Genomic DNA, 25,276 nt, shown 5'->3' with positions numbered 1-25,276 from the left:
ATGATAAAGGCCCGTGTCACCGCGCCCCACGCAGCCGCGGATCGAAGGCATCGCGGACCACATCGGCGAATAGATTGGCCGCCAGGACCAGGGTGAACATGAAGAGAAAGGCGGCGGCCAGTGACCACCAGACGACCGGGTCGCGGGCCAGTTCCAGGCGGGCGCTGTTGATCATGTTGCCCCAACTGTTCATGGTCGGGTCGACGCCGATGTTGATATAGGACAGCACCGCCTCGGCCAGCACCAGGCCGCTGAAGTCGAGCACCAGGGTGATCAGGACGATATGCAGCACATTGGGCAGGATGTGCCGGCCCAGGATGGCGAAATGGCCGACCCCGAGCGCGGCACCGGCCTGCACATAGTCCGCCTCGCGCAGCTTCAGTGCCTCACCGCGCAAGAGCCGGCAGAGGCCGGTCCAACTGGTCACGCCCAGGATCAGACAGAGAAACAGCAGGCGCAGGTCCGCCCGCTCCACCAGGCTCTCGAACTGGTCGGCGTTGTTCGCCATATAGACCTGGAGCATGAGAATGGCGGCGGCGATGAGCAGCACGCTGGGGATCGCATTGAGGGTCGTGTAGAGATACTGGATGACGTCGTCCACCCAGCCGCGGAAATAGCCGGCCATGATCCCGAGCAGCACGGCCGCCGGCAGCATGACGAGCGTGGTCAGGGTACCGATGACGAGCCCGGTGCGAATGGATTTGAGCGCCTGGAAGAAGACGTCCTCACCCACCTTGTCGGTGCCCAGGATATGGTACTTGAGCGCCAATTCACCGGCGACGAAGCCGAGCACCAGCATCAGGGCGAGTCCCCCCAGTGCGGTGCGCCATGGCAACTCGGTACGGCCGTCGCGGACCTCTTCATACACCGCCGACAGGGCGAGCCCCCGGCGCTGTGCCATGCTCCAGAGGACCTGGAGGGTAATCAGCCCCCAGACGGCCAGGCCCTCGGTCAGCCCCCGCAGTGCGGTGCCGAAGATGTCCCAGCCGCGCTGGTTCGGGTCCTTCAGGTGCCGACCGCCGTATTGCAGCCGCGGGAAGTCGCGCACCACGCTGCCGTCGGGTTGGGTAATGGCCTCCTTGACGAAGAGGTGGGTGGCGAAGGGGGCCGAATAGGTCTTCTCCTGGCGTTGACGCAGCGGCCGGGCCCAGTAGTCGAAGACGCTCAGGACCTCCGGGGCGAAGCGCCGCTCGGCGGACGGGTTCGCCGCGCCGGGCGCCGGATCGGCGAGCGGCAGCCGGAAGTGAAGTGTATCCAGCAGCCCGATCAACACATAGAAGCTCAAGACCACCAGGGCGCCCATGCCGACCCGGGAGCGGGCCACGCGCCGCCAGGGGGCGCGCAGGTGCTCGTGACGGGAGGCGTAGAGTGCGAAGCCGACGGCGAGGGCGAGCAGCAGGAACACCAGGGCGTCGGTCCACAATACGACGGGCATCATTGCAGCCGCACCCGCGGATCGACCAACGTATAGGAGATGTCGGTCAGCAGCAGCCCCAGGATATAGAGCACGGCGCCCAGGAAGACCATGGCGCGCACGATGGCGAAGTCCTGGTTGCTGATGGCGTCGATGGTATAGCTGCCCAGGCCCGGGATACCGAAGAACGACTCGGTGATCAGGCTGCCCATGAAGAGCAGCGGCAACACCACCACCACGCCGGTCAGGATGGGGATCAGGGCATTGCCGAGGACATGGCGGAACAGCACGCGGCGCTCGCTGAGCCCCTTGGCGCGGGCGGTGCGTACATAGTCCTTGGAGACCTCCTCCAGGAACAGGGTGCGGTACCAGCGCACCCCGGACCCGACCCCGCCGACGACCCCGACGATGACCGGCAGGATCAGGAATTTCCAGGCCTCGATCCCGGTGTCGTACCCGGAGATCGGTACCAGGTGGAACATCTTGCTCATCAGGAACTGGCCGCCGATGATATAGAAGAGCCCGGAGATGGACATCATCGCCACCAGCAGCACCACGGCCCCCAGATCCAGATAGGTGGCCCGGAAGAAGACGATGAAGAGCGCCAGACTGATGTTGATGGCGAGCCCCACCAGCAGCACCGGCACGGCGATGGCGAGGCTCGGCCACATACGCTGCGAGATGTCGTAACCGATATTGCGCCCGTCGTCCGATGAACCGAAGTCGAAGGCGAAGAGCTTCACCGAGCGCTGGAAGAAGATAGTATCGGTGACCTTAGCGAGCCCCGTCGCCTTGTCATTGAACAGCAGGGGCCGGTCATAGCCGTGTTCCTGCTTCCAATTGCTGATCGCCGCCGCGGTCACCCGCTTCTCCCCGAGTTGCATCCGCGCCATCTCGTCGGGTGAGTTGAGCACGAAGAACAGGACGAAGGTCAGCAGGTTGACCCCGATCAGGATCGGGACGGCATAAAGGAGGCGGCGCAGGATATAGGCGCTCACAGGGCGGTGCTCCGTTCGCGGCGCCGCACCATCCACAGGGCGGGCAGGACCAGGACCAGGACGATCCCGAGGGTCGCCCACAGGGGCCACAGGACCGGCGGATTCCATTCGGTGCGCAGGCGCTCCCGCACCGCCGGGTCGAGCCGCCGGTACTTCAGCGTATTGTTTGCCATCTTGTTGGGGTTGGCGTTGAACAGCCACTGGTGATGCAGGGCGAAGGCCTTGGGGTAAAAGCCCCAGAGCCAGGGCGCGTCGCGGCGGGCAATCGTCATCATCTGGTCGACCAGGGCCTGGCGCTCGGGGCCGTCCTCCATGAATTTCATTTGATCGAAGAGCCGATTGAACTCCGGGTTGTCATAATTGGAGGTGTTCTCCCCCTGGTGCTCCACCTTGCCGTTGGGGCCATAGAGCAGGAAGAAGAAGTTTTCCGGGTCCGGGTAGTCGGCGTTCCAGCCCCACATGTAGACCTGGCCGGTCCCGTTGCGCATCTTTTCCTGAAAGCGATTGTAGTCCGTGGAGCGGATGACGAGTTCGATCCCCAGCTTCTCGAATTGCTTGCGCATCCAGGCCAACCGCGACTTGTCATCGGGCCCGGTGGCGACCGCCTCATAGTTGATGCTGAGCGCCCGACCGGTCTTGGGGTCGCGCCCGCCCGGGTAGCCGGCATGCTCCAGCAGGGCGCGCGCCTCCTCGATCCCCCGGCGCACCGGGCGGCCGTCGCGCCATTCATAGACATAGGGGTTGATGCCGCCCTCCCCCTCCCGATAGCCGCTGATGCCGGGCGGCAGTGGTCCCTGCGCGATCAGGCCGCGGCCGTTGGCGAAGATGGAGATGAATTCTTCGTAATCCACGGCGATGGAGATGGCGCGGCGCAGCAGCCGCGCCGGCTCGCTGTAGCCGCCCACCACGGGGTCAAGCATATTGAAGCCCAGGTAAGAGATGGAGGTCTCCACCGAGGTGATGAGATCGATGCCCTTGGTCTGCATCTCATCGGTGAGGCTGGGGCCGCCGTCCCCGCCGATACGCACCGCCTGGTCGAAGGCGTCGGAGGAGATCCCGGACGAGTCGTAATAGCCCTGGACGAACTTGTTCCAGCGCGGGATGTCCTCCTTCTCCAGGCTGTAGACGGCCTGGTCCACGAAGGGCATGGGCCGACCGGCGTCCGCCAGGAGTCCGGCCTCGGCGTCCCCGGGCATCCCCTGGGTGGGGAAGGTCTCACCCCAGAAGTTGGGGTTGCGGGTGAGCACCATCCGCAGGTTGGGGTTGTTCTCGGTGAGCATGAAGGGGCCGGTCCCGACCGGGTACCAATCGAGCACGATATTGCGCTCCTTCATCCCCGGTTGGGCATAGAACAACTCGGCCTCCCAGGGCATGGGGGCAAAGAAGGGCATGGCGAGCCAGTAGGTGAACTGCGGGTATTTGCCGTTGATGCGGATACGAAAACTCGTCGGGTCCACCACCTCCACCCCGTCGAGCCGTGCCTCGCGCAGGGCCTGGACCCGGGCGATCGGGTCCAGCTTCGCGGCCGGCGCCAGGCGCTCGCCCAGTTCCTTGAATCCCACGATGTGCTCCTGCATCACCCCGGCGATCGGCGACTGCAGCCAGGGGGCGGCCAGCCGTTTGATCTGGTGGGCGAAGTCCGCCGCCGTCAGCTCGCGGGTCCCGGTGTAGGGAAAGTCCGCCAGGCGATTGATGCCGCGCAGATCCCCCGCGGTCAGCCCGTGGTAACGCAAGGCCCCGGACCCATCCCGGGCGAAGGCGGGGTGCGGCTGGAACCGGACCCCGGGGCGAACCTGGACCAGGTAGTCGCTGTAGGCGATCTGCGCCGCCGGTGCATCGTCCGGCAGGGGCTTGCCCGCGGCGTCGAAATAACGCGGCACCGGGACCTGCGACGCGGACAGGGGCACCAACTGATAGGGCCGCAGCAGCAGGTGGTACTGCAGCGGCGGCTCGTAGACCTGGGCGAGGAAGGCATACTCGTTGGCGCTGTAGGACCGCACCGGGTCCAGGTGCTTGGGCCGCTCGTCGAAGGAGCTGTAGACGGTGTTGCTCAGTGCCCGGCCCTCGGGATAGGGGTCGTTCCAAGGCCCCTTGCCACAGCCGCCGAGCAGCAGCACCAGGGCCAGCAGCACCGCCAGGACCCCGCGCCGCGCGCTGAGCCCCGTAGGGTCCGCTGCGCGGACCGAGCCGCCCGCGATGGCCGGCCGGGCCACGCGCCCGCCAAAACCCCACGCCCTCCCGACCAGCCCCCGCTCGAGGCTGGTCCAGGCTGGCACGGGCCGACAAGTTTCGGTAGTGTTGCGAATCCTCATAGGGCGGACATGATCGCACGGGAGACGGCGCCGCCGAAAGTCGCGCCGCTGCCGATCTGCCGCCGCGCCGCCCCCGACCCCACCCACCACGGAGCAATCGACACCCATGGGCTTCCTACAAGACAAGCGCGTCCTGATCACCGGCCTGGCCAGCAACAGGTCCATCGCCTGGGGCTGCGCCGCCGCCATGCGCCGCGAGGGCGCGCAGGTCGCGCTCACCTACCAGAACGACAAGCTGCGCCCGCGGGTCGAGGAGATGGCCACGCAGTTGGGCTCCGACATCGCCCTGCCCCTGGACGTGGGCAGCGACCGCCAGATCGCCCAGTGCTTCGCCGCCCTGGAACAACGCTGGGACGGCCTGGACGCCATCGTCCACTCCATCGCCTACGCCCCCAAGCACGAGTTGGACGGGGACTATGTGGACGCCCTGACCCGCGAGGGCTTCAACACCGCCCACGAGATCTCCTCTTACAGCTTCGCCGCCCTAGCCAAGGCCAGTCGCCCCTTGATGGCCGGCCGCAATGGGGCACTCCTGACCATGACCTTCCTCGGCGCCCAGCGGGCCGTGCCCAACTACAACGTGATGGGACTCGCCAAGGCCAGCCTCGAGGCCAATGTCCGCTATCTGGCCGCCTCGCTCGGCCCCAACGGCACCCGCGTCAACGCCATCTCGGCCGGGCCCATCTATACCCTGGCCGCGGCCGGGATCTCGCACTTCCGCTCGATGCTCAATCAGGTGGAGAAGCACACCCCGTTGCGGCGCAATGTGACCGCCGAAGAGGTGGGTAACGCCGCCGCCTTCCTGTGCTCGGATCTGGCGAGCGGGATCACCGGGGACGTACTGTTCGTGGACACCGGATTCAACATCCTCGGCCTGGGGTAGGTCGGGTTAGGCGCGCGTGGCACGGTACTGGCGGCAAGAAGCAGGCATCTGACGCGCGCCGTAACCCGATATCCAGCCTTGGGAACCCGGCCCTGGAAGATTTTGCTTCCCGCGGTCAGCGACACGCGAAGCCGAGTTTCGCCTCTGGGAGTAAAGACGATGTTGTATTCGGTTTACGTCCATCTGGGCGACGCACAACACGCGCATGGAGTGACGATCCCTGATTTCCCGGGATGTTTTTCGGCAGCGGATGACTGGGCAGAACTGCCCGCACAGGTCCAGGAAGCGGTAGAGGTCTATTGCGAAGATGAGGATCTCATCATCCCGCCGCCGACCTCTTTGGAAGAACTGGCCACGCGCTCGGAGCATCTGGGCGGTTTGTGGCTGTTGGTGGATATCCACCTGGAGCGGGTCGATCCCAAGGCGGTCCGGCTCAATATCTCGTGACCCGAGTGCTTGGTGCGGCGCATCGAGGACTACGTGGAGGCGCATCACCTGAGCCGATTCGGATTTCTGGCGCGGGCAGCGTCTCGGGTATTGGAGCAGTAGAGGGAGGAACGCGGCTAGACTGAAGTTATTTCTCCCGTATCTGCCGCGCAGAAATACTCGACCCTATCCCCTTTACTTCCTTTTTTCGGCAAGAAGATCACGTTAGCGACGAGGGATGAAATGAGCGAAACAGTCAGACAAGAGTTCTTCCGGTGGATACGCAGTCTGGATGCCGGAGTCCTCGGCGATGCACAAAGAAAACTGCTCAATATTTACATCACGCACTTTGATACGCTAGAACCGTTGGGCACCGCAGGTGGGAGACGGACAAAAAAGATCAGTGAACTGATTCAGGCTCAGCATGCCACTCTTTCCGCTACGCTTCCAAATTTGAATGAACTCCAAACGACAGCTTCGACGCGGGCTGACCGCATCACGGAGCTGGAGATCGGCCCTTTTCGCGGTTTTAAGAGCAAGGAAAAGTTTATATTTGACAAGAAATACACCTTCCTTTATGGCCCTAATGGTTCGGGGAAGTCGAGTTTTTGCGAGGGGCTAGAGTATGCCCTGCTCGGCGATATTGAAGAAGCGGTAGCAAGGCGAATAGCCTTGCCGGACTATATTCGCAACACAGAAACGAATTCCGCGAGACCCCCGATCGCCTACGGCCAGGTTAGTAAGCAAAAAACATCTATCCCTCAGAATCATCTTCTATATCGCTTCTGCTTCGTGGAAAAAAACCGGATCGACGGATTTGCCCGTATCACAGCAGCCACCGCCGGCGTACAGAAAGACCGCATTGCCACTCTCTTTGGCTTGGATGCTTTTAGTGAATTTGTGGATGGCTTTACCGACAACTTTCAGCAGTACCTTCCTCTTGAACCAATCAAGGGAAAAGCTTTTGAAACCGAACATGATGCGCATGTCGCTAATACAGTGCGCCTGGAACAGCTTTGTAAAGACATCGAACGCAATGACGCACGACTCCAAACTCTGATTGCGGCGCTTGCGGTGCCGGGCATTACTTCGCTCGAAGACATTCGGCACTTCTTGATTGGCGCAGATGGGGTTTCCGGCACGATCAATCAATTGCAGCAGGATAAAGCAGAGCAGATACCAGAGGACATCAGCCTTGAGTCTCTTCGCCAATTGCCCGAAGAAATAAGCAATATGCAATACCATCTGGAACTACTGGAAAGCGATCTCGCAAAGTTCCAGACGAGATCATCTGAGGTCAACTTCAAGGGTCTCTACTCGGCATTGACCGCTATTGCTGATTCTGCCGAAAGGGACCAATTCCTGTGCCCCGCCTGCAAGACGCCCCTTTCCCAAGTGACGGTAGATCCTTTCGCCAATGCGCGTAACGAACTATCAAGATTAAAAAGCCTTACGGAGTTGCAAGACCGCATTTCGACCAACGCGCGTTCGATAGTTCAATCAGTAAAAAAAGCCAGAGCACTATTGCTAACCATCAGCAAGGATGCCCGGCAAGCGAGCTACCAGGGACAGATGCTTCCATCCTTCCGCGAAGTTGTCTATACCGAGATTGCGGAGATTCCCACCTGGTCCCAACTCCTCAGACAAGAATTAGAGTTTTTGTGGAATCAGAATTCTGTGCTTACAGCCATTCAGTTCGCTATTGAAAATTATAACGTCATATTAGCCGAAAAAAGAGCACAACAATCCGCCGTTGATGAGAAAATCCTTAAGTATCAGGCATTTAATAATCGCCGCGTTGAGTTAACCCTCGAAGAGGAGACTCTTTTCAGAGAAAAAAACCAGCTTGAGAAATTAGTCCAAGAATTTGCGGAAACTAATGCCCAACGTCTTGCCGAAATCGAAGCCGAAAATAAGGTCATTGAAGTGTACCACGGCTTCTGCGTTGCCTACAGCGCACTTGCTTGTAGTTTGAAGCAGTATCGCGACAGACTGCCGCAAGAACTTTCCGCCGGTTTGCGTGATAAGGTGATAGAGTATTACAATCAAATCAATTCGCACGATCCCAGCTTTGAGCAACTGGCGTCTCTTTCCCTACCTATGGTTGCGGGGGATAAAGTTATCGTAAGATTTATAGGAAGCAGTACACCACGCGACGCACTTCATGTCCTAAGCGAGGGGCATATTAAGGTGCTGGGACTTTCAATCCTATTGGCGAAAATAGTTCATGAAGAAATTGGCTTTATCATTTTTGATGACATCGTCAACGCGATTGATGACGATCACCGCAGCGGCATTGCCGAACTCTTGTTAACCCATGTAGACTTTAATAATAAACAGCAAATCATTACCTGCCACGGTGAGCAGTTTATCAATAAACTGGAACACAGACTCGGAGCATCCTTAGCATCTAAAGAAGTCGTCCGGTATCGCTTTTATCCAGTGGATTCGATTGATGAGCGCGGCGTAAAAGTCTCCACAGGCGACACCAAACATTACCTCGTTCAGGCGCAGGAAGCATTTTCCAGAAGCGCACTGAAAGACGCGGCATCAAAATGCCGCCAAGCTGTCGAGAGCATAGCTGAGACTCTATGGAAAAGACTTGGAAAAGAGAAAAGCATTAGCCTCACGGTAAAAATGCGCACGCCAGGTGCTCAACCCGATTTATCCACTGTGGTGGACTCGCTGATCAGGGAACTGAAAGGCATAGACCCGGGCTCCGTGGTTTACATATCTTTTTCGGCGCTCAAGGATAAGTACCCGTGGAGCATCCTCAACAAGGGTAGCCACGAGCAGGATGATCTTCCGGAATTTGAGAGAGCGGATATTGGTTCCGTATTGACGCTGCTGGGAACCTTGGAGCAGGGCCTTTCTAATATGAACTTTGCTACGGTGATTTCTTCTAAAGATTGAAGGCACTTCTTTCAGCGACCCTCAATGTAAGAAATGGCCCAGCGTGGTCGCAAAGATCAAGTGATACAGCACTGATCGGGCGAGGCAAATATGGCAATCAGCAATTACGACGGCGACATCGTTGCGTGGGCGAACGAGCAGGCGGCGTTTCTGCGCGCCGGGCTCTTCTCCCAACTGGATATCGAACACCTTGCAGAGGAAATCGAGGACGTGGGCAAGAGCGAAAAGCGCGAGTTGGCAAGCCGCATGGCGGTGCTCCTGGCCCACCTGCTGAAATGTCAGTACCAACCGGAGCGGCAGGGCAACAGTTGGCGGCGCACAATCAAGGAGCAGCGCAATGCGATTGCTATCTGCATCAAGAAGACTCCGAGCCTGAAAGCAGAGTTTAGCGATGCGGATTGGTGGTCCGGTGTCTGGTCGGATGCCGTCGCGAAGGCGTCGGAAGAAACGGGTTTGGGCGATTTCCCCGAATCCTCCCCGTGGACAGTCGACACCATTCTCGATCCGGGGTGGCTTCCTTCACTTGTGGGATACGGAATAAACCCGTAGCCCGAAAAGCGGGGCATCGTCCGCACTTGGTCCCACGCTGAAGCTCAGGAGCCAGCCCGGCTTGGCCAAATGAGCCCATGGTTCCGACCGCCGCCCAAGAGTCCCGCACTGGAGGTCGAGGCTTTACCGTGAAAGTCCGGCGGGGACCTTGTGGGAGCGGCTTCAGCCGCGACGAAACCTCGCGGGTTACCCGAACGTCGCGGGCCACTGCCTCTGCGTCTCTGCGCCTCTGCGTGAGACCTCTTAAAGAATCTCACGCAGAGACGCAGAGACGCAGAGAAGAGTCGCGTAAGTCGGGTTACCCTGAAAGCCGCTCCCGCCGGGGGCTGCGGCCGCGGTGCGACGCTGCGGCGAACGCCGACGCCGGTTCCCCACGCAGCCCGTCGCGGCTGAAGCCGCTCCCACGGCGTCGCTGCGCGACTTTCACGGTAAAGCCGCGACCTCCCTGTCTCCCTAAGGCCGGAACGACGGTCAAGGCCGCCAAACGGCCCTGCGTCAGATGCCGCCGGGAGGCGCCGATGATCACCGGCCCTCCCGGTCACCTGACATCAGATGAGGATATCGTCCGCGTACAGCAGGTCGGCGAACAGGTCCTTCTTGATCACCTCCCAGTTCTTGCGCGTCTTGGCCGCCGCGCCGATGATGTAGCGGCGGGCGATGAAGACCTTGCGGCTGTCCTGCTCCGCCTCATCCATGAGCAGCCAGCCGGTGTAGAGATAGCTGTAGATCTCCACCAGTTCCTTGGCGGCGATGCTCTGGAATTGCTTATCGGTCTTGTCGGTGACATATTTCAGGGCGTCGAGGAACAGCACCCGCATTTCCTTCAGTTCATCCGCCAACTGCGCCAGATTGCCGGCCTTGCCCTTCTGTTCCAAAGCCGTGAAATGGTCTGCAAGGATGTCGTTGATGACCCCGCCGGTGGCCGCGACGATCTGCAGTTGCGAGGTGCCCTCGTAGATGTTGGTGATCCGGGCATCGCGCGTCAGGCGCTCGACATTGAACTCCTTCATGTAACCGGTGCCGCCGTGGATCTGCAGGGCGTCATAGGTGATCTTATTGGCGTTCTCGCTCAGCACATACTTGGCCATGGGGGTGAGCAGCGCGGCCACCCGGGTCGCCTCCTTGAGTTTGGCGGTCTGTTCCGACGAGTCCTTGCCCGCGGCCTTGAGCGCCTCGATCTTTTCTTCCAGCTTGTTGCGCAGGTCGACCCAGTGGCAGCCGGCGTAGAGCAGTGAGCGGTCGCTCTCGAGCGTGACGCGCATCTCCATCAGCAGATTGGCGACCACCGGGATGGCATAAATGCTCTTGCCGAACTGCTCGCGTGCCCGGGCGTAGCGCAGGGCCTCCTCATAGGCCGCCTGGGAGATGCCCAAGCCTTGGGCGGCCACGCCCAGGCGCGCCCCGTTCATCATGTCCATGACATATTTGATCAGGCCGAACTTGCGCTTGCCGATGAGTTGCGCCGGGGTATCGTTGAATTGCAGTTCGCAGGTGGGCGAACCGTGGATCCCGAGCTTGTTCTCGATGCGCCGCACCTGGACGTTGTCTTTTCCATAACAGGCGAACAGACTCAGGCCGCGGCCGTCCTTGGTGCCCGGCTCGGAGCGGGCCAGCACCAGCAGGATCTGCGCGTTGCCGTTGGTAATGAAGCGCTTGACCCCCTTGAGCCGCCATTGCCCGTCGTCGTCCTGATAGGCCAGCATGTTGACTGCCTGCAGGTCGGAGCCCGCGTCCGGCTCGGTCAGCACCATGGCGCCGGTGGCGGCACCACTGGCGAATTGCGGCAGGAATTCCTGACGCTGCTCTTCGGTGCCGTACTTGTTGATGGTCTCGGCGATGTCCTGCAGACCGAACAGGTTCATCAACGAGGCCTCGGCACGGGCAACCATCTCGATCGCCATGGTGTAGAGGGTGGTGGGGATGTTGAGACCCCCATAGCGCCGGGGCAGTGTGAAGCCCATCAACTCCGCCTGGGTCAGGAGATCCAGGGCCTCCTGGACGCCCTTGGCATAGGTGACCTTGCCCGCGGCGAAATGGCTCCCCTCCTCGTCCACCGCGGCGGCCTGGGGGGCCACGTTGTTCGCGGTGATATCGCCGACGATCTCCAGCACCTTGCGATAATTGTCCAAGGCGTCCTGGTAGTCGGTCGGGGCGTAGTTGTAATGCGCGGCCTCGGTGTAGCCGTGCTCGGCGATGTCGACCACCTCTTCGAGCTTCAGGCGATCGAAATGGAACAGCAGATCGGTGTTGTCGGTGAAATAGTTGGCCATGGCTCGACTACTTTAACTTGTGCTTGTAGGCGTCGATGAGCTTCGGAATCACTTCCATCACATCGCCGACGATTCCGTAATGACAGACACCGAAAATCGGCGCGTCGGGGTCATCATTAACGGCAATGATCTTGTTGGAGTCGCACATGCCGGCCCGGTGCTGGATCGCCCCCGAAATGCCGCAGGCGATGTAGAGCTTTGGCCGCACCGTGACGCCGGTCTGTCCCACCTGGCGCACCTGGTCGATAAAACCGGCGTCGACCGCGGCGCGCGTACCCGCGACCTCGCCGCCGATCACCCGGGCCAACTCATAGAGGATCTGGAAGTTCTGCCAATTGCCCATCCCGTAGCCGCCGGCGACGATGATCGGGGCAGCCTTGAGATTGACCTTGCTCTCCTCGTGATGGCGGGCAATGATGCGCACCAGTTGGTCGGCGGCGCTGGGCGAATAGGGGACCGGGGTAATGCGCCCGTCGACCGGTTGCGCCAGCGGTATCTTCTCCATGACCCCCTCGCGCACCGTGGCCATCTGCACCGGGGAATCCGGACAGATGATGGTGGCGATGATGTTGCCGCCGAATGCGGGGCGAATCTGCAACAGGAGTTGGGAGTAGTCCTTGCGCAGATAGGTCACGTCGGCGATCTGGAGATCGGTGCAGTCCGCGGTCAAGCCGCTGCGGGTATGGGAGGCGACGCGCGGCGCCAGGTCCCGGCCGATGAAGGTGCCGCCGAAGAGGACGATCCGCGGCTGGTGCCGATCGACCAATTCGCTCATGATTCGGCTATAGGGCAGGGTATTGTAATGAGCGAGCTCCGGGTGATCCGCCAGCAAGACCTCGCGGGCACCGTAGCGGAAGGTCTCGGCGGCCAGGGCCTGCAGGTCGTGGCCGATGAGCACCGCCTGCAATTCGCCGTTCAGGCTTTCCGCCAGCTTTCTGCCCTTGGACAGCAGTTCCAGACTCACGTCGGCCGGCACACCGTCGCGCTGCTCGATGAACACCCAGACTTTTTGTGTATTCTCATTCATAGGGGCTTATCCGAAGATGTGGTCTTCCATCAGTTTATCGATCAGCGCATACATGCCGTCTCTGGTAGCCGGTATGGTTTCATGTGCGCTCCCGCCCAGGACCACTGACTCGATCTTGTGGACCTTGGTCGGTGACCCGCCGAGGCCGCACCGGCTGAGATCGACGTCGAGCTCGTCCGCGGTCAGGGTGGGGATAAACAGGCCCTTGGACACATACTCCTCCTTGAGCTGATCCACATACAGCAATGAATTGCCCTCGGTCATTTTTTCCAGTTCGAGGAGGGTGTGGGCATTCTTGTAGGCCATGACCCGCTTGGCCCGGAAGGGACGCGGCGTGGCGGCGTCCTTGACCACCGTGATCAACAGGGGCAGCGTGCCCTCCAGGATCTCGAAGCCGTGATCGACCTTGCGCTTGACGGTAATCCGGGGTCCCTGCGCCTCGAGGATCGCCTCTGCATAGGTGATCTGCGGCAGGCCCAGCTTTTCTGCGGTCTGGGGGCCGACCTGGGCGGTGTCGCCGTCGATCGCCTGGCGGCCGGCAAAAATGATGTCGTAGGGGCCTAGCTTACGCAGCGCCTCTGCCAGCACATAGGAGGTCGCCAGGGTGTCGGCCCCGGCAAACTTGCGGTCGCTGACGAGAAAGGCCTCATCGGCGCCCATATACAGACAGTCGCGCAGCAGGTCTGAGGCCTTCAGCGGCCCCATGGTCAGCACCCGCACGGTGCCGCCGTAGCGGTCCCGCAATTGCAGCGCCAGTTCCAGCGCCACCCTGTCTTCGGGATTGAAGATCGTGGGGAGCTTGCTGCGATTGACGGTACCGTCCGGCTTCATTACCTGGCCGGAGATATTGGCCGTGTCGGGAACCTGTTTGACCATTACGATGGAATGGTAGCTCATGCTCTGCCTTGTCTATTGAAGTAATTGGGGAATGCGGCCGGCGACCGGCCCGGCGATTAAGATGAACCCGGGCGGCGGCGCTTGCACAACCCGGAAAACGGGGCGCGGGGATGGTACCATCTTTCGTACGATGGCGCGATGTCCGCGGCCGGGGCAGCTAGGCGTCCGACCGGTGCCGGCCGGCGTGGTCGGCGGTCGCCCGCCCCCGAGCAGGCCTTCGCCGCGACCGCCCAGTCGCTGTAACTCCTGTTAAGCCTGTCCATTGCTGAACCCAGGCAACGTGGCGCAGGGTTACCGGACGCCGCCCTGCAACAGAGTCGCAATCCCGGCGATCCATTCATAGCGCACGGGATCGTCCGGACACTGGGTCAGACCACATTCCAGCAAGGTGGAGACGAGATTACCGACAATCAGTACAACGAACAGGATGATGACCAGGCCGACGAATCGCCCGCGCTCCCGGGGGGCGGCCTGACCGTCCATGCTGCCCGGCAGACTGAGCAGGATGGCGATCCCGAAGATGATGCCGACGAAGGCCATGAAGGCCCAGGTGTAGAGGTGCAGCCCAAACAGGGCATGACCGAAGCCCGGATCACCCGGTGCAATGTGCAGCAAGACCTGCCGCATGGCGGCGGCCGCCCCCGACAGGGCCGCCAGAATCGCCAGGCCGTAATGCAACGGGCGGATACCAAAACGCAGATTGAGCAGGAAGCCCAACCCGGCGGCGATCAGGGCCGCCCGTTGCAGGAGGCACAGCGGGCACGGCAGTTCACCGAGAAGCAACTGATCGGCAAAGGCGGCAACCAATGCCAGAGAGATCAGACCCAGGGCGAGCGCATTGAGCCGGACAACGAGGCGCGAGGCAGGCATAGGGGCTCCGGGGATGGCCTTCAGGGTGAGGACGCGACACTAGAGCCCGATCGGCAACCGATCGGTCATATGATGAATCAACAAGCCGCCGATCGCCGCGATCGTCAACAAGGCGAACAGCGCCCCGGTCGCCCGCGACCCCCGCAGGATCGCGACGGCGGCAATGAGGCCCAGAAGAAAGGTGATGTACATAGCAACTCGCCGAGGGCCAAGGGAAACCAGAAAAAGCGGCGGACCACGAAGTGCCCGGCGGCACGGCGGCCGGGTCCGGGACCAGCGGCGCGGCTAGTATCGTGGAGCGCAGATCCCGATACCATTCGAGCGCGACCCTGAGCTTAACAAGTGGACAGGATTAACAGGATTTCTCAGGATTTACAGGATGGCTTGTTGATGCATGTCGCACCCTCATTTTTTCTGTTGATCCTGCAAAATTCTGTTAATCCTGTCCAATTTCCGCGGCTTACCCGATCGCCAGACGAGTGTCGGCAATTGCGCTTCGCGGTACTAGTTGCGGCTGACGGCATCGTCTGCGCATAGCTCATCCGCAGCGGCGCAGACCGCAACGGCATCCCCCACACGGATCAGCCCGCCGCGCAGCACCCGGGCATTGAGCCCGCCATGACCGCGCATAGCATTGTAGCCACCGGGGCCCAAGACCTCTTCCATGCGCGCACATGGGTGGCAGAGTCCGGTACCCAGCAGCAGCACCTCGCCGATGACGAACTGCCGCCCCTGCAGCGCCGTGAGGTTGATCCCGGAGACGACCAGATTGCGCCGCAGCCGCGTCGGGTCCAGCGGGGGTTCGCCGAGCAGCGCGCCGAGCGCGGCCAGATGCTCGGATTGCATCAGGGTAATGCCCCGGGCACCGCTCCTACCGCCATAATGGTCCCCATCCAGTCCGGCACCAGCCAGGGCGCGGGCCTGCTGCCGCAAACTGACCGGGCCGCGGCGGCAGGCCCGCACGCCGATCCATAAGACCCGTCCGGCGCGGGGGAACTGGCTCTTGAGTGACTCCAGCGTCTCCACGATTGTCCCCTTTATCAGGCATCCGGAACCATGAACGCAGCCCGCACCCTGTTTCTGACCTTGCTCTCGCTTCTGCTGATCCTGCCCGGATGCAGCCAACTCCAGATCGCCTACGGCACCGCGCCCTTCTTCATCAAGCGCTATGCCGACGACTATCTGAAGCTCGACAGCGACCAGATGGCGCGTTGGGAGCCGCGCCTGGATGCCGCACTCGCGGCCCATCGGGCACTGGAATTGCCGCTGCTCGCAGGATTTTTCGAGACCCTGCTCCAGGCCAGCCGTGCGGGTTTCGACGACGCCAACACGCGCTGCCTCACCGGCGCCTTTCGCGACCTCTACCGACGCCATGCCAGGCTCGCGGTGGATACCGCGGCACCGCTGCTCGCGGGGGTGACACCGGCGCAGGTCCAGGCGCTGGAGCGGCGCTTCGCCGTGGAGTACGCGCAAGACCTGCCCCGCCCCGGCAACCGGGATCGCGCCCTGGAACTGGCCAAACGCGCCCGCCGGTACGTCAAGTCGGTCGAGGAGTGGACCGGCCCCCTCACGGCCGCCCAACGCGCCCTGGTGGCGGAGGTAACCGGGCGGATGCCGGACACTGAGGTGATGGTCCTGGAGTACCGCTCGCACCAGCGCCGGGAGTTGATCGCGCTCCTGCGCGCCAAGGCGAATGAGGCCACACTCCAGCGCTTTCTCACCGACTGGCTGGTGGACTATCGGGACCTGCCGCCGCCCCTGGGACGCGCCGGCGAGCAGCTCCAGGAGCGCGTGGGGGAACTCCTGATCCGACTCGGGGCCAGCCTCGACCAGGCCCAACGCAAGCGCTTGAATGACCGCCTGGCGACCTTGCGCGACGATCTGATGCAGCTCCAGAAGGCCCCCCATCTGGTCGCGGTGACCTGTCCGGCCTAAGCGCGGTGCAGCGGGCTCGACCCTCGTCTCGCCGCCACGTTGACGGCGAGTGCGATGGTCCGCGCAGCGGACCCTACAGGCCCGGATTGCGCGCAGCGGCGGCCGACGCGCGGTACTCAGAACAGGTCGTCCACCGACTTGGGGGCGGCACGGGCGGGTGTCCCTTTAGGACTGGCGGCTGCCGGCTTGGCGGCTGCCGGCTTTTTCTTGACCGCCACCGCCGGCCCGGTATCGGGGTCCGGGTCAGGCCCCATCAGCATCAGCCGGTATTCCTCCATGACCTCCTCGGTCTGCGCGGTGCTGGACTTGGACTCGGTACCGCGGCTGCCGTCGACCTTCACCTTGACCATCCCCGGGGGCGCTTCCAACTTGGCCACCGGCTTGTCCCGCAGGGCGTCCTCCATGTAGTCGGTCCACATACTGAGCGCCGCCCGCCCGCCCTCCTCGCCGCGGCCGAGCTTTTCGTTGTTGTCGAAGCCCATCCAGGCGACGGTCACAAAGTCGGCCTGGAAGCCGCAGAACCAGGAGTCGCGGATGTCGTTGGTGGTGCCGGTCTTGCCGACGATGTCCTTACGCCCCAGGCGCAGCGCGCGCGTGGCGGTCCCGTATTCGACGACGCCGCGCAGCATGGAGGTCATCTGGTAGGCGATGCGCGGATCGATGACCTGCTCGGCCGGATTTTCACCCGCGGCGGTGCCCGCGGTGCGGGCCGGCTTCTCGGTCCCGGTGCGATACCAGCAATCCGCACAGGCGCGCGGCGGCTCCGCCTGGTAGATCAAGTCTCCGCTCGCGTTCTCGATACGCGAGATGTAGTAGGGCAGGACGTGATAACCGCCGTTGGCAAAGATCGCATAGCCCTCCGCCATCTTGACCGGTGAGGTCTCGGCGGTCCCCAAGGCCATGGAGGGCCCGAGCACCTTGGGATCGAGATCAAAACCGAAGCGGCGGATGAAATGGGCGGCATTATCGACACCCACACTCTGCAATAAATTGATGGCGGCCAGGTTGCGCGAGAGGGCCAGGGCCTTGCGCATGGGGATGGCACCCAACTCACGATGATCGGAATCCTGCGGTTGCCAGTCCCCGATCCTGATCCCCACGTCCTTCACGATGCTGACCGGCGTCCAGCCCCGGTTCAGGGCCGCGGCATAGATGAAGGGCTTGAAGCTGGAACCCGGCTGGCGGCGCATGTCCACCGCCCGGTTGAATTGGCTCTTCTCGGTGTAGGCATAGCCGCTGACCATGGCTTGAATCGCACCATCCCGGGGCGCCACCGTGACCAGGACACCGGTCACCGCCGGGATCGGGCTCAGCTCCCACTTGCCCTGTTGATCCAGACGCACCCGGATCAGATCGCCCTTGGCGACCACGTCGGCCACCCGTCGCGGGGCATTGCCGCGCCAACCCGCATTCTTGAAGGCCCGCGCCCAGCTCACCTGACCGAGCCCCAGGGTGACGCGGCGACCGCCGCCCAAATAGACCTGGGCCGCCCCGTCCGCAAAGCCGGTCACCAGACCGGCCTCCAGACCGGTCACCTGGGGCACGCCCTCCAGATAGGCGTCCATATCGACCTCGGAGGCACCCGCCAGGTCTACCCGCGCCTCGGGTCCGCGGTAACCGTGACGGCGCTCATATTGACGTAGGGCCTTACGCACCGCGTCCTGGGCGGCCGTCTGCAGGCGCGAGTCGATGGTCGTGGTCACCCGCAGCCCCTGTTTGGCCGCCTGCTCACCGTAATACTCGGCAATCTCCCGACGCACCATCTCCGCCACATAGCCGGCCTCCAGGTCGACCTGGGCGCCATGCAGCCGCGCATCATCGGGCCGCGCCAGGGCAGTGTCATAGCGGGACTTGTCGATGAATCCCAGTTCCAGCATCCGTCCCAAGATGTAATTGCGCCGCTCCAAGGCTCGCTCGGGGTTGGTGACCGGGTTACTGGACGACGGGGCTTTCGGCACCCCGGCGAGCATGGCCATCTCGGCCACATCGAGTTGCGCCAGGTCCTTCCCGTAATAGAGGGTGGAGGCGGCGGCCACGCCATAGGCGCGGTGTCCGAAGAAGATCTGGTTCAGGTACAGTTCCAGGATCTGCTCCTTGGTCAGGGTCTTTTCCACCCGCAGGCTCAGCAGCACCTCGGCCAGCTTGCGTTTGAAGGTCTTCTCCGGAGACAGGAAGAAGTTCCTGGTAACCTGCATGGTGATGGTACTGGCGCCCTGGGCCTTGATGCCGGTGGAGGCGTAGTTGACGATCGCACGGCCCATGCCGACCACGTCGATACCGCCGTGCTCGAAGAAGCGGCTGTCCTCGGTCGCCAGAAAGGCCTGGATCAGGAGCGGCGGAAACTCCGCATAGGTAAGGGGCTGGCGCCGCTCCACGCCGAATTCGGCCATCAGGGCACCGTCGGCGCTATAGACACGCAGCGGCTCCTGGAGCTGCACCTGACTCAAGCCCTGCTTCACGTCCGGCAGTTCGGGCAGGGTCAGGTTGACGAAGGCCGCCGCCCCGAGCAGGGCGAGGGTCAGCAATTGCAGGGGCGCACCCAGAACGGTCAGGTATTGCAGGAACCAGCCGGTGGCCGAACGCGGACCCCGCCCGGAGCGGGGCGCCGGCGGTTGCGGTGGTCCGGCCGCAGGCGCCGGTGCGGGGGCCGGGGCAACCGGCTCGGCGGCGGACGCCACCACCGCGTCCGCGTCATCCCCAATCCGCGGGACGCCGCGCACGGGCGGTGACTGCGACGGAACCGTGCCGTTCGATCCTGGGGCCTCGCTGCGGGTCTCTTCTTGCACACTCAACTCCGGCCGCCCGGGGCGCGCGGCGCCGGGGCGAACCTCACTGTCATTCGGAACAGGCGCGATTTTACACCATACAGCCCCCAAGCAGCCCCGCACCTCGGCGCCGGTTCGCGCAACCGTCGGCGAGCGCCGCGGTGACGGCACCGCGCCACCCCCGGGACCGGAGATAACCAGGGACCTCATCCACCCCTGCGGATCTTCAATGCAGCGCCCGCGTTCCTGCGTTAGCTTGCGCTGACGCTTGGCGCCGGCCGCGGCGCGTTGCCCGCACCGTTTTCTTTCACCCGGAGGACTTCGCCCTTGGATCGTTTCACTCGTAGTTACAGCATGGTACTGGGTCTTTTCGCACTGGCCGCCTTCGCCCTGTGGCTGCACTCGACCTGGCAACCGCGGGTCTGGGAGATCAACCGGATGCTGGAGGCCGACCCGCTCGTCGCGAATTATCCCTACCAGTTCCGGGTCCTGTCGCTGGAAAACGGGGTCGCGACCCTCCTGACCCCCCGCTCGCCCGCCCTCCCGGCCATCCAATTCATCCCGATCCTCTACCCGCAACTGGCCGGCAAGGACCAGGATGACCCCGCGATGATCAAGGCCCAGGCGGACCTGGTCGCCAGCCAGCGGCGCGCCATGGACCTGGTCGGGGCCTTGCCGGACGTGCAGAGTGTGGCCTGGACACTCGATCTGCGGTGGCTGTCGGACCACGGGGTGCAGGCGCCGGCCAATGCGTTCGACGCCAACGCCGGGCGGTGACAAGGCTTGCGCCCGCTCACGCCCCTTCGGGATCGACGCCCAGCGCGCGCAAACGCGCTGCCAGGCGGTCCGCCCGGTTGCTTTGAGCGTCCGCGCGAAGCCGTTCGGCCGCAGCGCGGTCCCGCTCCTGCTCCGCCCGCAGCCGTTCCTGTTCCGCGTCACACTGCGCCTGATCGGCCAGCGCCTGCGCCTGCTGCGCGCACGCCCGCTCCTGCTGCGCGTGAAGCCGCTCCTGTTCCGCCCGCAGCCGCTCCTGGTCCGCCCGCAGCCGCTCCTGTTCCGCCCGCGCCTGTTCCAGGGCCACGGATTCCGCCAGCGTCGGGATGAGCGCGCCGTCGGGGGTGTAAAAGCGCAACAGGCCCTCTGCCACACCCAGTCGCAACCCCAGGATCACGCTCGGCAAACGACCCGCCGCATCCTGATCGATGGGATAGTAGTGCGCATCGACCAGGTGAAAACCGGCCAGTTCCTTGGTCTGAGGTGAAAACCAGAAATACTCCGGGGTACGGAAGACACCTTCGTACAGCGCCTTCTTGGCGGTCCGATCCGACCGGGCGGTCTCGTCGGAGAGCAGTTCGATGATCAGGTCCGGGTAGCGCCCGTCCTCCAGCCAGACCGTCCAAGAGCGCCGCGGGCGGCGCTCCACCCCCCGCACCAGGAAAAAATCCGGCCCGCGCAGTTCCCGCGGCTCGCACTGGTCACGGCGAAAATAGACGCTCAGGTTGGCGCCGATGAAGAAATCGTCCCGGTCGCGCCAGTGCCACTCCAGGGTGCTGACCAGGAGGGCGAGTTGATCATAGTGCAGTGAGCTTTCCATTTCCGGCTCGTCGCTATCGGGCTCGCGGCCTTGCGCGAAGGCCAGGTAGAAGTTCTCGGCGGTTTGGGACATGAGTAACGGCTCCCGACAAGGTTGGCATAGTATAGCGGGCGCGGCGGCCGGTCGGCGCTCCCCGGGCCTTGCATCAGGAGCGGCGATCCGGCCTGATGCCCCGACGCCAGGGTATTTGCACCCGGCCGCGGGCCGGGCCCCCCCGCTGCGGAACAACCCATCCACCCTAGAACCTACAGGAAAACGTCCATGGATCAGAGCAATCCCTATGCAAGCCCCCGCAGCGACCTGACCCGTCCCGCGGGGACGGCGCTCGACACCACCGGTCCCTTCGACCCCAAGGGCCGCTTCAGCCGCCTGAGTTGGCTGGCCTGGAATCTGGTGCTGGCAGTGGTCGGCAGCATCGTGGTCGGCATCGTCGTCTTCATCTTGGGGGCACTGGGCCTGGCGGCGATGCCGCAGCCCACCGCGGCCCCGGACGCCGCGGCCCCGATCCTCGGGGTTATCGTGCTGGTCATACCCTATCTCGTCATGGCGGTGCTCGGGTGGATACTCAGCATCCGCCGTTTCCACGACATCGACGCCTCCGGTTGGTGGTCCTTGACGCTGATCGTGCCGCTGGTCAATCTGATCACCTTTCTCGTGCTCCTGTTCAAGCGCGGCGACGAATCAGCCAACCGCTTCGGCCCGCCACGCCCCACGCCGGACTGGGAGCGGGTCCTGGGCATCATCTACATCGTGCTGATCGTGCTGGGATTGGTCGGCGGGATCATCGCCGCCATCGCCTTCCCGGCGCTCGTTGACTATCAGACACAGGGGATGCACTAAAGAGTATTTAGCCGCAAATGAACGCAAATAAGCGCAAATTAATCTACTGGTTAACATCGTCACGGGCGTCACCCCGACGGTTACCATGCAGTAAAGGCCAAGCCTCTGATTATTTGAGTCAATTTGCGTTCATTTGCGGCCAAACTGCGTTTTCTTCGCTCAAGCCCCAGGCAGCGGATTGAGTGGCTGCTCCAGGCCCGGTGGGTTGGGGTCAGCCAGGTCCAGGTCATCCCCCAGGAAGGCGGGGTCGCGCAGCTCGGCCAGGGTCGGCAGGTCGTTCAAGGATCGCAGACCGAAATAATCCAGGAACTTGCGGGTAGTGGCGAACAACGCGGGGCGCCCCGGCACATCCCGGTGACCGACCACGCGGATCCACTCCCGCTCACTCAGGGTCTTGACGATCTGCGTGGTCACGGCCACGCCGCGGATGTCCTCGATCTCGCCGCGGGTGATGGGCTGGCGGTAGGCAATGAGCGCCAGGGTCTCCAGCAGGGCGCGCGAATAGCGGGCGGGTTTCTCATCCCACAGGCGTCCGACCCAGGGGGCGACCAGGGCGCGCACCTGGACGCGCCAGCCGCCGGCGACCTGGGCGATTTCGATCCCCCGCCCGGTGTAGTCCGCACTCAGCACGGCGATGACTTCCAGCAAATCCGCGCGCTCGGGACGCCCCTCCTCCGGGAACAGGGTCTGGAGTTGCTCCAGGGTCAGGGGCCCGCCAGCGGCGAACAGGGCGCCTTCGACGATCTGCTGCAGGCTCGGCGTGGTCATTACTTTCTTCTTTGCGTCTTTGCGTCTTTGCGCGAAATCTCTTCAGCCCGTCAGTTCTGCGTCGGCACCGGCGTCGCCCTGTCCCTCCCGCAGCCGCACATGGATCGGCGCGAAGGGCTCGGACTGGACCAGTTCCAGCGTGGCGGAGCGGATCAGCTCCAACAGGGCCAGGAAGGTCACCACCACCCCGGCGCGCCCCTCGGTCAGGTCGAACAGTTCGGTAAAGAGGAGGAAATGGCCGCCGCGCATCCGCTCCAGGACCTGCGACATCCGCTCGCGCAGGGACAAGGACTCCTTCTCCACCCGGTGGCTGGTGAAGAGGTCCGCCCGCGCCAGCACGCCACGCAACGCCATCAGCACCTCGCGCAGGTCGACCTCGGGTGGGACCCGGTTGAGGTGCCCGGGGGGCAATTGCGCCTGGGCGGTGAAGAGGTCGCGCTCCAGGCGCGGCAGGCCATCCAGGTCTTGCGCGGCCTGCTTGAAGCGCTCGTACTCCAACAGGCGGCGGATCAGCTCGGCGCGCGGGTCCCCCTCATCCTGCGCCTCGGCGGCGGGACGCGGCAGGAGCAAGCGCGACTTGATCTCGGCCAGCATGGCGGCCATCACCAGATACTCGGCCGCCAGTTCCAACCGCAGTTCCTGCATCAGGTCCATATACTCAATGTACTGGTCGGTGATGACGGCGATCGGGATATTGAGGATATCGAGATTCTGGCGCTTGATCAGATACAGCAGGAGATCCAGCGGCCCCTCGAAGGTGTCGAGAAAGACCTCGAGCGCGTCCGGCGGTATATAGAGATCCAGGGGCAAGGTCAGATAGGGCTTGCCCTGGACCAGGGCCACGGGCAACGCCTGCGCGGTGCTCAGGGTCTCGCCGATGGCGTCCATACCCGCGGGCGCCCCGCTACAGGACCAGCGACATGGCGAACCGGACCTCTTCCATGGTCTCCCGGGCCACGGCCCGCGCCCGTTCGCAGCCGTCGTTGATGAGGTTGCGCAGCAGGTCCGGCTGCGTGGAGAACTCACGCACGCGCTCGCGCATGGGGGCCAGTTCGGTCAGGACGGACTCGATCACCGGCCCCTTGCAATCCAGACAGCCGATGCCCGCCGAGCGACAGCCCCCCTGGACCCAATCGCGCACCGCGTCGGTGGAATAGATCAGATGGAACTGCCACACCGGGCACTTGTCCGGGTCGCCGGGATCGGTGCGGCGCACCCGCGCCGGGTCCGTGGGCATGGTGCGGATAGCCTTCTCCACGTCCGCGGGCTCGTCACGCAACGCAATGGTGTTGCCATAGGACTTGGACATCTTCTGCCCGTCGAGCCCCGGCATCTTGGACGCCTTGGTCAGGAGCGGTATGGGTTCGGGCAGGATGACCCGGCCGCCGCCCTCCAGGAACCCGAACAGGCGTTCCCGATCGGCGACCGTGAGGTTGTTCTGACCCCCCAGCATGGCGCGCGCCACCGCCAGGGCCTGCGCGTCGCCGCGCTCCTGATAGGCGCGGCGCAGTTCGTCGAACTGCCGGGCGTTCTTCTTGCCCATCTTGCGCTTGGCCTCTTCCGCCTTGGCCTCGAAGCCCGGCTCCCGGCCATAGATATGGTTGAAGCGCCGGGCGATCTCCCGGGTCAGCTCCACATGGGCCACCTGATCCTCCCCCACCGGCACCCGCCCTGCCTTGTAGATCAGGATGTCCGCCGATTGCAGCAGCGGGTAGCCCAGAAAACCGTAGGTGGCCAGATCCTTCTCCTTGAGCCGGTCCTGCTGATCCTTATAGGTCGGCACCCGCTCAAGCCAACCGACCGGGGTGATCATGGACAACAGCAGGTGCAGTTCCGCGTGCTCCGGCACCCGGGACTGGATGAAGAGGGTCGCGGAGCCCGGGTTGATCCCGGCCGCCAGCCAGTCGATCAGCATCTCGCGGATGCTGTCGGGGATCAGGGTCGGGTCCTCATAGTGGGTGGTGAGGGCGTGCCAGTCGGCGACGAAGAAGTAGCACTCGAACTCGTGCTGGAGTTCCAGCCAGTTCTTGAGTACCCCGTGATAATGGCCCAGGTGGAGCCGGCCGGTGGGGCGCATGCCGGAAAGCACGCGCGCGTGCTGTGCGGAGACGGAAGTCAATGCTATTGCCTCAAGATCAGTAATGGAATAACTCTCTCACGATGTCGGCGCCCGGCAAGAGGCTGACGGTGCCGATCACGGGCGGCAGGAGCACGAGGCCCAGGCGCCCAGTCGCCAGCAACAACACCAGGATCAGGAGCCCGTAGGGCTCGAGCCGGGAGAAATAGTAGGACCAGCGCCGCGGCAGCATGGCATTGAGCACCCGGCCGCCGTCGAGCGGCAGCAGCGGCACCAGATTGAGTACCATCAGAAAGACATTGATCAGCACGCCCGCCGCGCCCATGTAGACGAGCGGCAGCGCAACCCATTGATTAACATCCAACAGCCACATGCCGCCCTGGATCGTGAGGCCCCAGGCAATCGCCATGAGCAGATTGACCCCCGGCCCCGCCAAGGCCACCAGGGCCATGTCGCGGCGCGGGTGGCGGAGGTTCTGCACATTCACCGGCACCGGCTTGGCCCAGCCGAACAGCAACCCCGCCAGCAGAAAGGTAACCAACGGGACCAGAACGGTGCCGATCGGATCGATGTGCCGCAAGGGGTTGAAGGTGACCCGCCCCAGCATCAGGGCGGTGCGGTCCCCCAGGCGGTTGGCCACCCAGCCGTGGGCCGCCTCGTGGACGGTAATCGCGAGCACCACCGGGAGGGCGAGGACCGCGAGCAGTTGGATCTGGTTCAGTGCGTTCATCGGGCCAT

22 protein-coding genes are annotated in these 25,276 nt (G+C 63.4%); 7 read left to right on the top strand and 15 right to left on the bottom strand.

Going from position 1 to position 25,276, the window contains the following annotated elements:
* Positions 1-16: 16 nt before the first annotated feature.
* From THSYN_RS13170 to THSYN_RS13160, 3 genes are read right to left on the bottom strand one after another with little or no spacing between them, the layout of a single operon-like run.
* On the bottom strand, positions 17-1,438 hold the full coding sequence (locus THSYN_RS13170) for an ABC transporter permease (protein WP_236848886.1): 1,422 nt from the start codon (positions 1,436-1,438) through the stop codon (positions 17-19).
* Positions 1,435-2,412 (bottom strand): ABC transporter permease, encoded by a 978-nt coding sequence (locus tag THSYN_RS13165; RefSeq protein WP_100919553.1) that lies wholly within the window; start codon positions 2,410-2,412, stop codon positions 1,435-1,437. Before THSYN_RS13165 ends, THSYN_RS13170 begins: the two co-directional genes overlap by 4 nt.
* Positions 2,409-4,523 (bottom strand): ABC transporter substrate-binding protein, encoded by a 2,115-nt coding sequence (locus THSYN_RS13160; protein ID WP_100922413.1) that lies wholly within the window; start codon positions 4,521-4,523, stop codon positions 2,409-2,411. Before THSYN_RS13160 ends, THSYN_RS13165 begins: the two co-directional genes overlap by 4 nt.
* A 307-nt stretch (positions 4,524-4,830) precedes the next feature.
* On the opposite strand from THSYN_RS13160, the gene THSYN_RS13155 reads away from it, so the two are divergent.
* The 4 genes from THSYN_RS13155 (at position 4,831) to THSYN_RS13140 (ending at position 9,495) form a co-directional block, all read left to right on the top strand.
* Positions 4,831-5,607, top strand: a complete 777-nt coding sequence (locus THSYN_RS13155) for an enoyl-ACP reductase FabI (RefSeq protein ID WP_100919552.1) — start codon at positions 4,831-4,833, stop codon at positions 5,605-5,607.
* Positions 5,608-5,766: 159 nt separating this feature from the next.
* Positions 5,767-6,054: a type II toxin-antitoxin system HicB family antitoxin gene (locus THSYN_RS13150; RefSeq protein WP_236848885.1), complete on the top strand. Its 288-nt coding sequence runs from the start codon at positions 5,767-5,769 to the stop codon at positions 6,052-6,054.
* A 222-nt stretch (positions 6,055-6,276) separates the two neighbouring features.
* Positions 6,277-8,946, top strand: coding sequence for an AAA family ATPase (locus THSYN_RS13145; RefSeq protein ID WP_100919551.1), 2,670 nt, complete (start codon positions 6,277-6,279; stop codon positions 8,944-8,946).
* 90 nt (positions 8,947-9,036) lie between these two features.
* Complete coding sequence (locus THSYN_RS13140; protein WP_100919550.1) at positions 9,037-9,495, top strand: DUF29 domain-containing protein; 459 nt, start codon at positions 9,037-9,039, stop codon at positions 9,493-9,495.
* 548 nt (positions 9,496-10,043) lie between these two features.
* Here THSYN_RS13140 and THSYN_RS13135 read toward each other — a convergent pair.
* From THSYN_RS13135 to THSYN_RS13115, 6 genes are all read right to left on the bottom strand, one after another.
* A complete protein-coding gene (locus THSYN_RS13135) occupies positions 10,044-11,765 on the bottom strand; it encodes an acyl-CoA dehydrogenase family protein (protein ID WP_100919549.1) in 1,722 nt (573 codons plus the stop codon).
* A 7-nt stretch (positions 11,766-11,772) separates the two neighbouring features.
* Positions 11,773-12,792, bottom strand: coding sequence for an electron transfer flavoprotein subunit alpha/FixB family protein (locus tag THSYN_RS13130; RefSeq protein ID WP_100919548.1), 1,020 nt, complete (start codon positions 12,790-12,792; stop codon positions 11,773-11,775).
* Between the two features lie 6 nt (positions 12,793-12,798).
* Complete coding sequence (locus THSYN_RS13125; protein WP_100919547.1) at positions 12,799-13,689, bottom strand: electron transfer flavoprotein subunit beta/FixA family protein; 891 nt, start codon at positions 13,687-13,689, stop codon at positions 12,799-12,801.
* 291 nt (positions 13,690-13,980) lie between these two features.
* Complete coding sequence (locus tag THSYN_RS13120; RefSeq protein WP_100919546.1) at positions 13,981-14,559, bottom strand: disulfide bond formation protein B; 579 nt, start codon at positions 14,557-14,559, stop codon at positions 13,981-13,983.
* Positions 14,560-14,598: 39 nt separating this feature from the next.
* On the bottom strand, positions 14,599-14,751 hold the full coding sequence (locus THSYN_RS33820; protein WP_157817643.1) for a DUF5993 family protein: 153 nt from the start codon (positions 14,749-14,751) through the stop codon (positions 14,599-14,601).
* A gap of 312 nt (positions 14,752-15,063) precedes the next feature.
* Positions 15,064-15,585 carry an MOSC domain-containing protein gene (locus tag THSYN_RS13115; protein ID WP_100919545.1) on the bottom strand — a complete coding sequence of 174 codons (522 nt, stop codon included), beginning with the start codon at positions 15,583-15,585 and terminating at the stop codon, positions 15,064-15,066.
* A 30-nt stretch (positions 15,586-15,615) separates the two neighbouring features.
* Here THSYN_RS13115 and THSYN_RS13110 point away from each other — a divergent pair, with 30 nt between their 5' ends.
* Positions 15,616-16,494, top strand: a complete 879-nt coding sequence (locus THSYN_RS13110; RefSeq protein ID WP_100919544.1) for a DUF6279 family lipoprotein — start codon at positions 15,616-15,618, stop codon at positions 16,492-16,494.
* 116 nt (positions 16,495-16,610) lie between these two features.
* Here the strand turns inward: THSYN_RS13110 and THSYN_RS13105 are convergent, their stop codons facing one another.
* Entirely contained in the window at positions 16,611-19,280 is a 2,670-nt protein-coding gene (locus tag THSYN_RS13105; protein ID WP_335582507.1) for a penicillin-binding protein 1A, read from the bottom strand.
* A 306-nt stretch (positions 19,281-19,586) separates the two neighbouring features.
* On the opposite strand from THSYN_RS13105, the gene THSYN_RS13100 reads away from it, so the two are divergent.
* A complete protein-coding gene (locus THSYN_RS13100) occupies positions 19,587-20,036 on the top strand; it encodes a hypothetical protein (protein ID WP_172965274.1) in 450 nt (149 codons plus the stop codon).
* Positions 20,037-20,052: 16 nt separating this feature from the next.
* Here THSYN_RS13100 and THSYN_RS13095 read toward each other — a convergent pair whose 3' ends face one another.
* Positions 20,053-20,925, bottom strand: coding sequence for a Uma2 family endonuclease (locus tag THSYN_RS13095; protein ID WP_100919543.1), 873 nt, complete (start codon positions 20,923-20,925; stop codon positions 20,053-20,055).
* Between the two features lie 189 nt (positions 20,926-21,114).
* Between THSYN_RS13095 and THSYN_RS13090 the strand changes: the two genes are divergently transcribed.
* The gene (locus THSYN_RS13090) at positions 21,115-21,693 is read left to right on the top strand and encodes a DUF805 domain-containing protein (RefSeq protein ID WP_100919542.1); all 579 of its coding nucleotides are present in this window, start codon (positions 21,115-21,117) and stop codon (positions 21,691-21,693) included.
* Positions 21,694-21,852: 159 nt separating this feature from the next.
* On the opposite strand, the gene scpB is transcribed toward THSYN_RS13090, so the two are convergent.
* The 4 genes from scpB to THSYN_RS13070 are packed head-to-tail and all read right to left on the bottom strand — an operon-like array spanning position 21,853 to position 25,268.
* Positions 21,853-22,461 (bottom strand): SMC-Scp complex subunit ScpB, encoded by a 609-nt coding sequence (gene scpB, locus THSYN_RS13085; protein WP_100919541.1) that lies wholly within the window; start codon positions 22,459-22,461, stop codon positions 21,853-21,855.
* Positions 22,462-22,503: 42 nt separating this feature from the next.
* Complete coding sequence (locus THSYN_RS13080; RefSeq protein WP_100919540.1) at positions 22,504-23,349, bottom strand: segregation and condensation protein A; 846 nt, start codon at positions 23,347-23,349, stop codon at positions 22,504-22,506.
* Between the two features lie 16 nt (positions 23,350-23,365).
* Positions 23,366-24,538, bottom strand: coding sequence for a tryptophan--tRNA ligase (locus THSYN_RS13075; protein ID WP_236848884.1), 1,173 nt, complete (start codon positions 24,536-24,538; stop codon positions 23,366-23,368).
* Between the two features lie 58 nt (positions 24,539-24,596).
* A complete protein-coding gene (locus THSYN_RS13070; protein WP_100919538.1) occupies positions 24,597-25,268 on the bottom strand; it encodes a site-2 protease family protein in 672 nt (223 codons plus the stop codon).
* Positions 25,269-25,276 lie beyond the last annotated feature (8 nt).

This window comes from Candidatus Thiodictyon syntrophicum (genome assembly GCF_002813775.1).
In the GTDB taxonomy this organism is placed as follows: Bacteria; Pseudomonadota; Gammaproteobacteria; order Chromatiales; family Chromatiaceae; genus Thiodictyon; species Thiodictyon syntrophicum.
The sequence above is the reverse complement of the archived record's forward strand: the minus strand, read 5'-3'. Positions and strand labels throughout refer to the sequence as shown.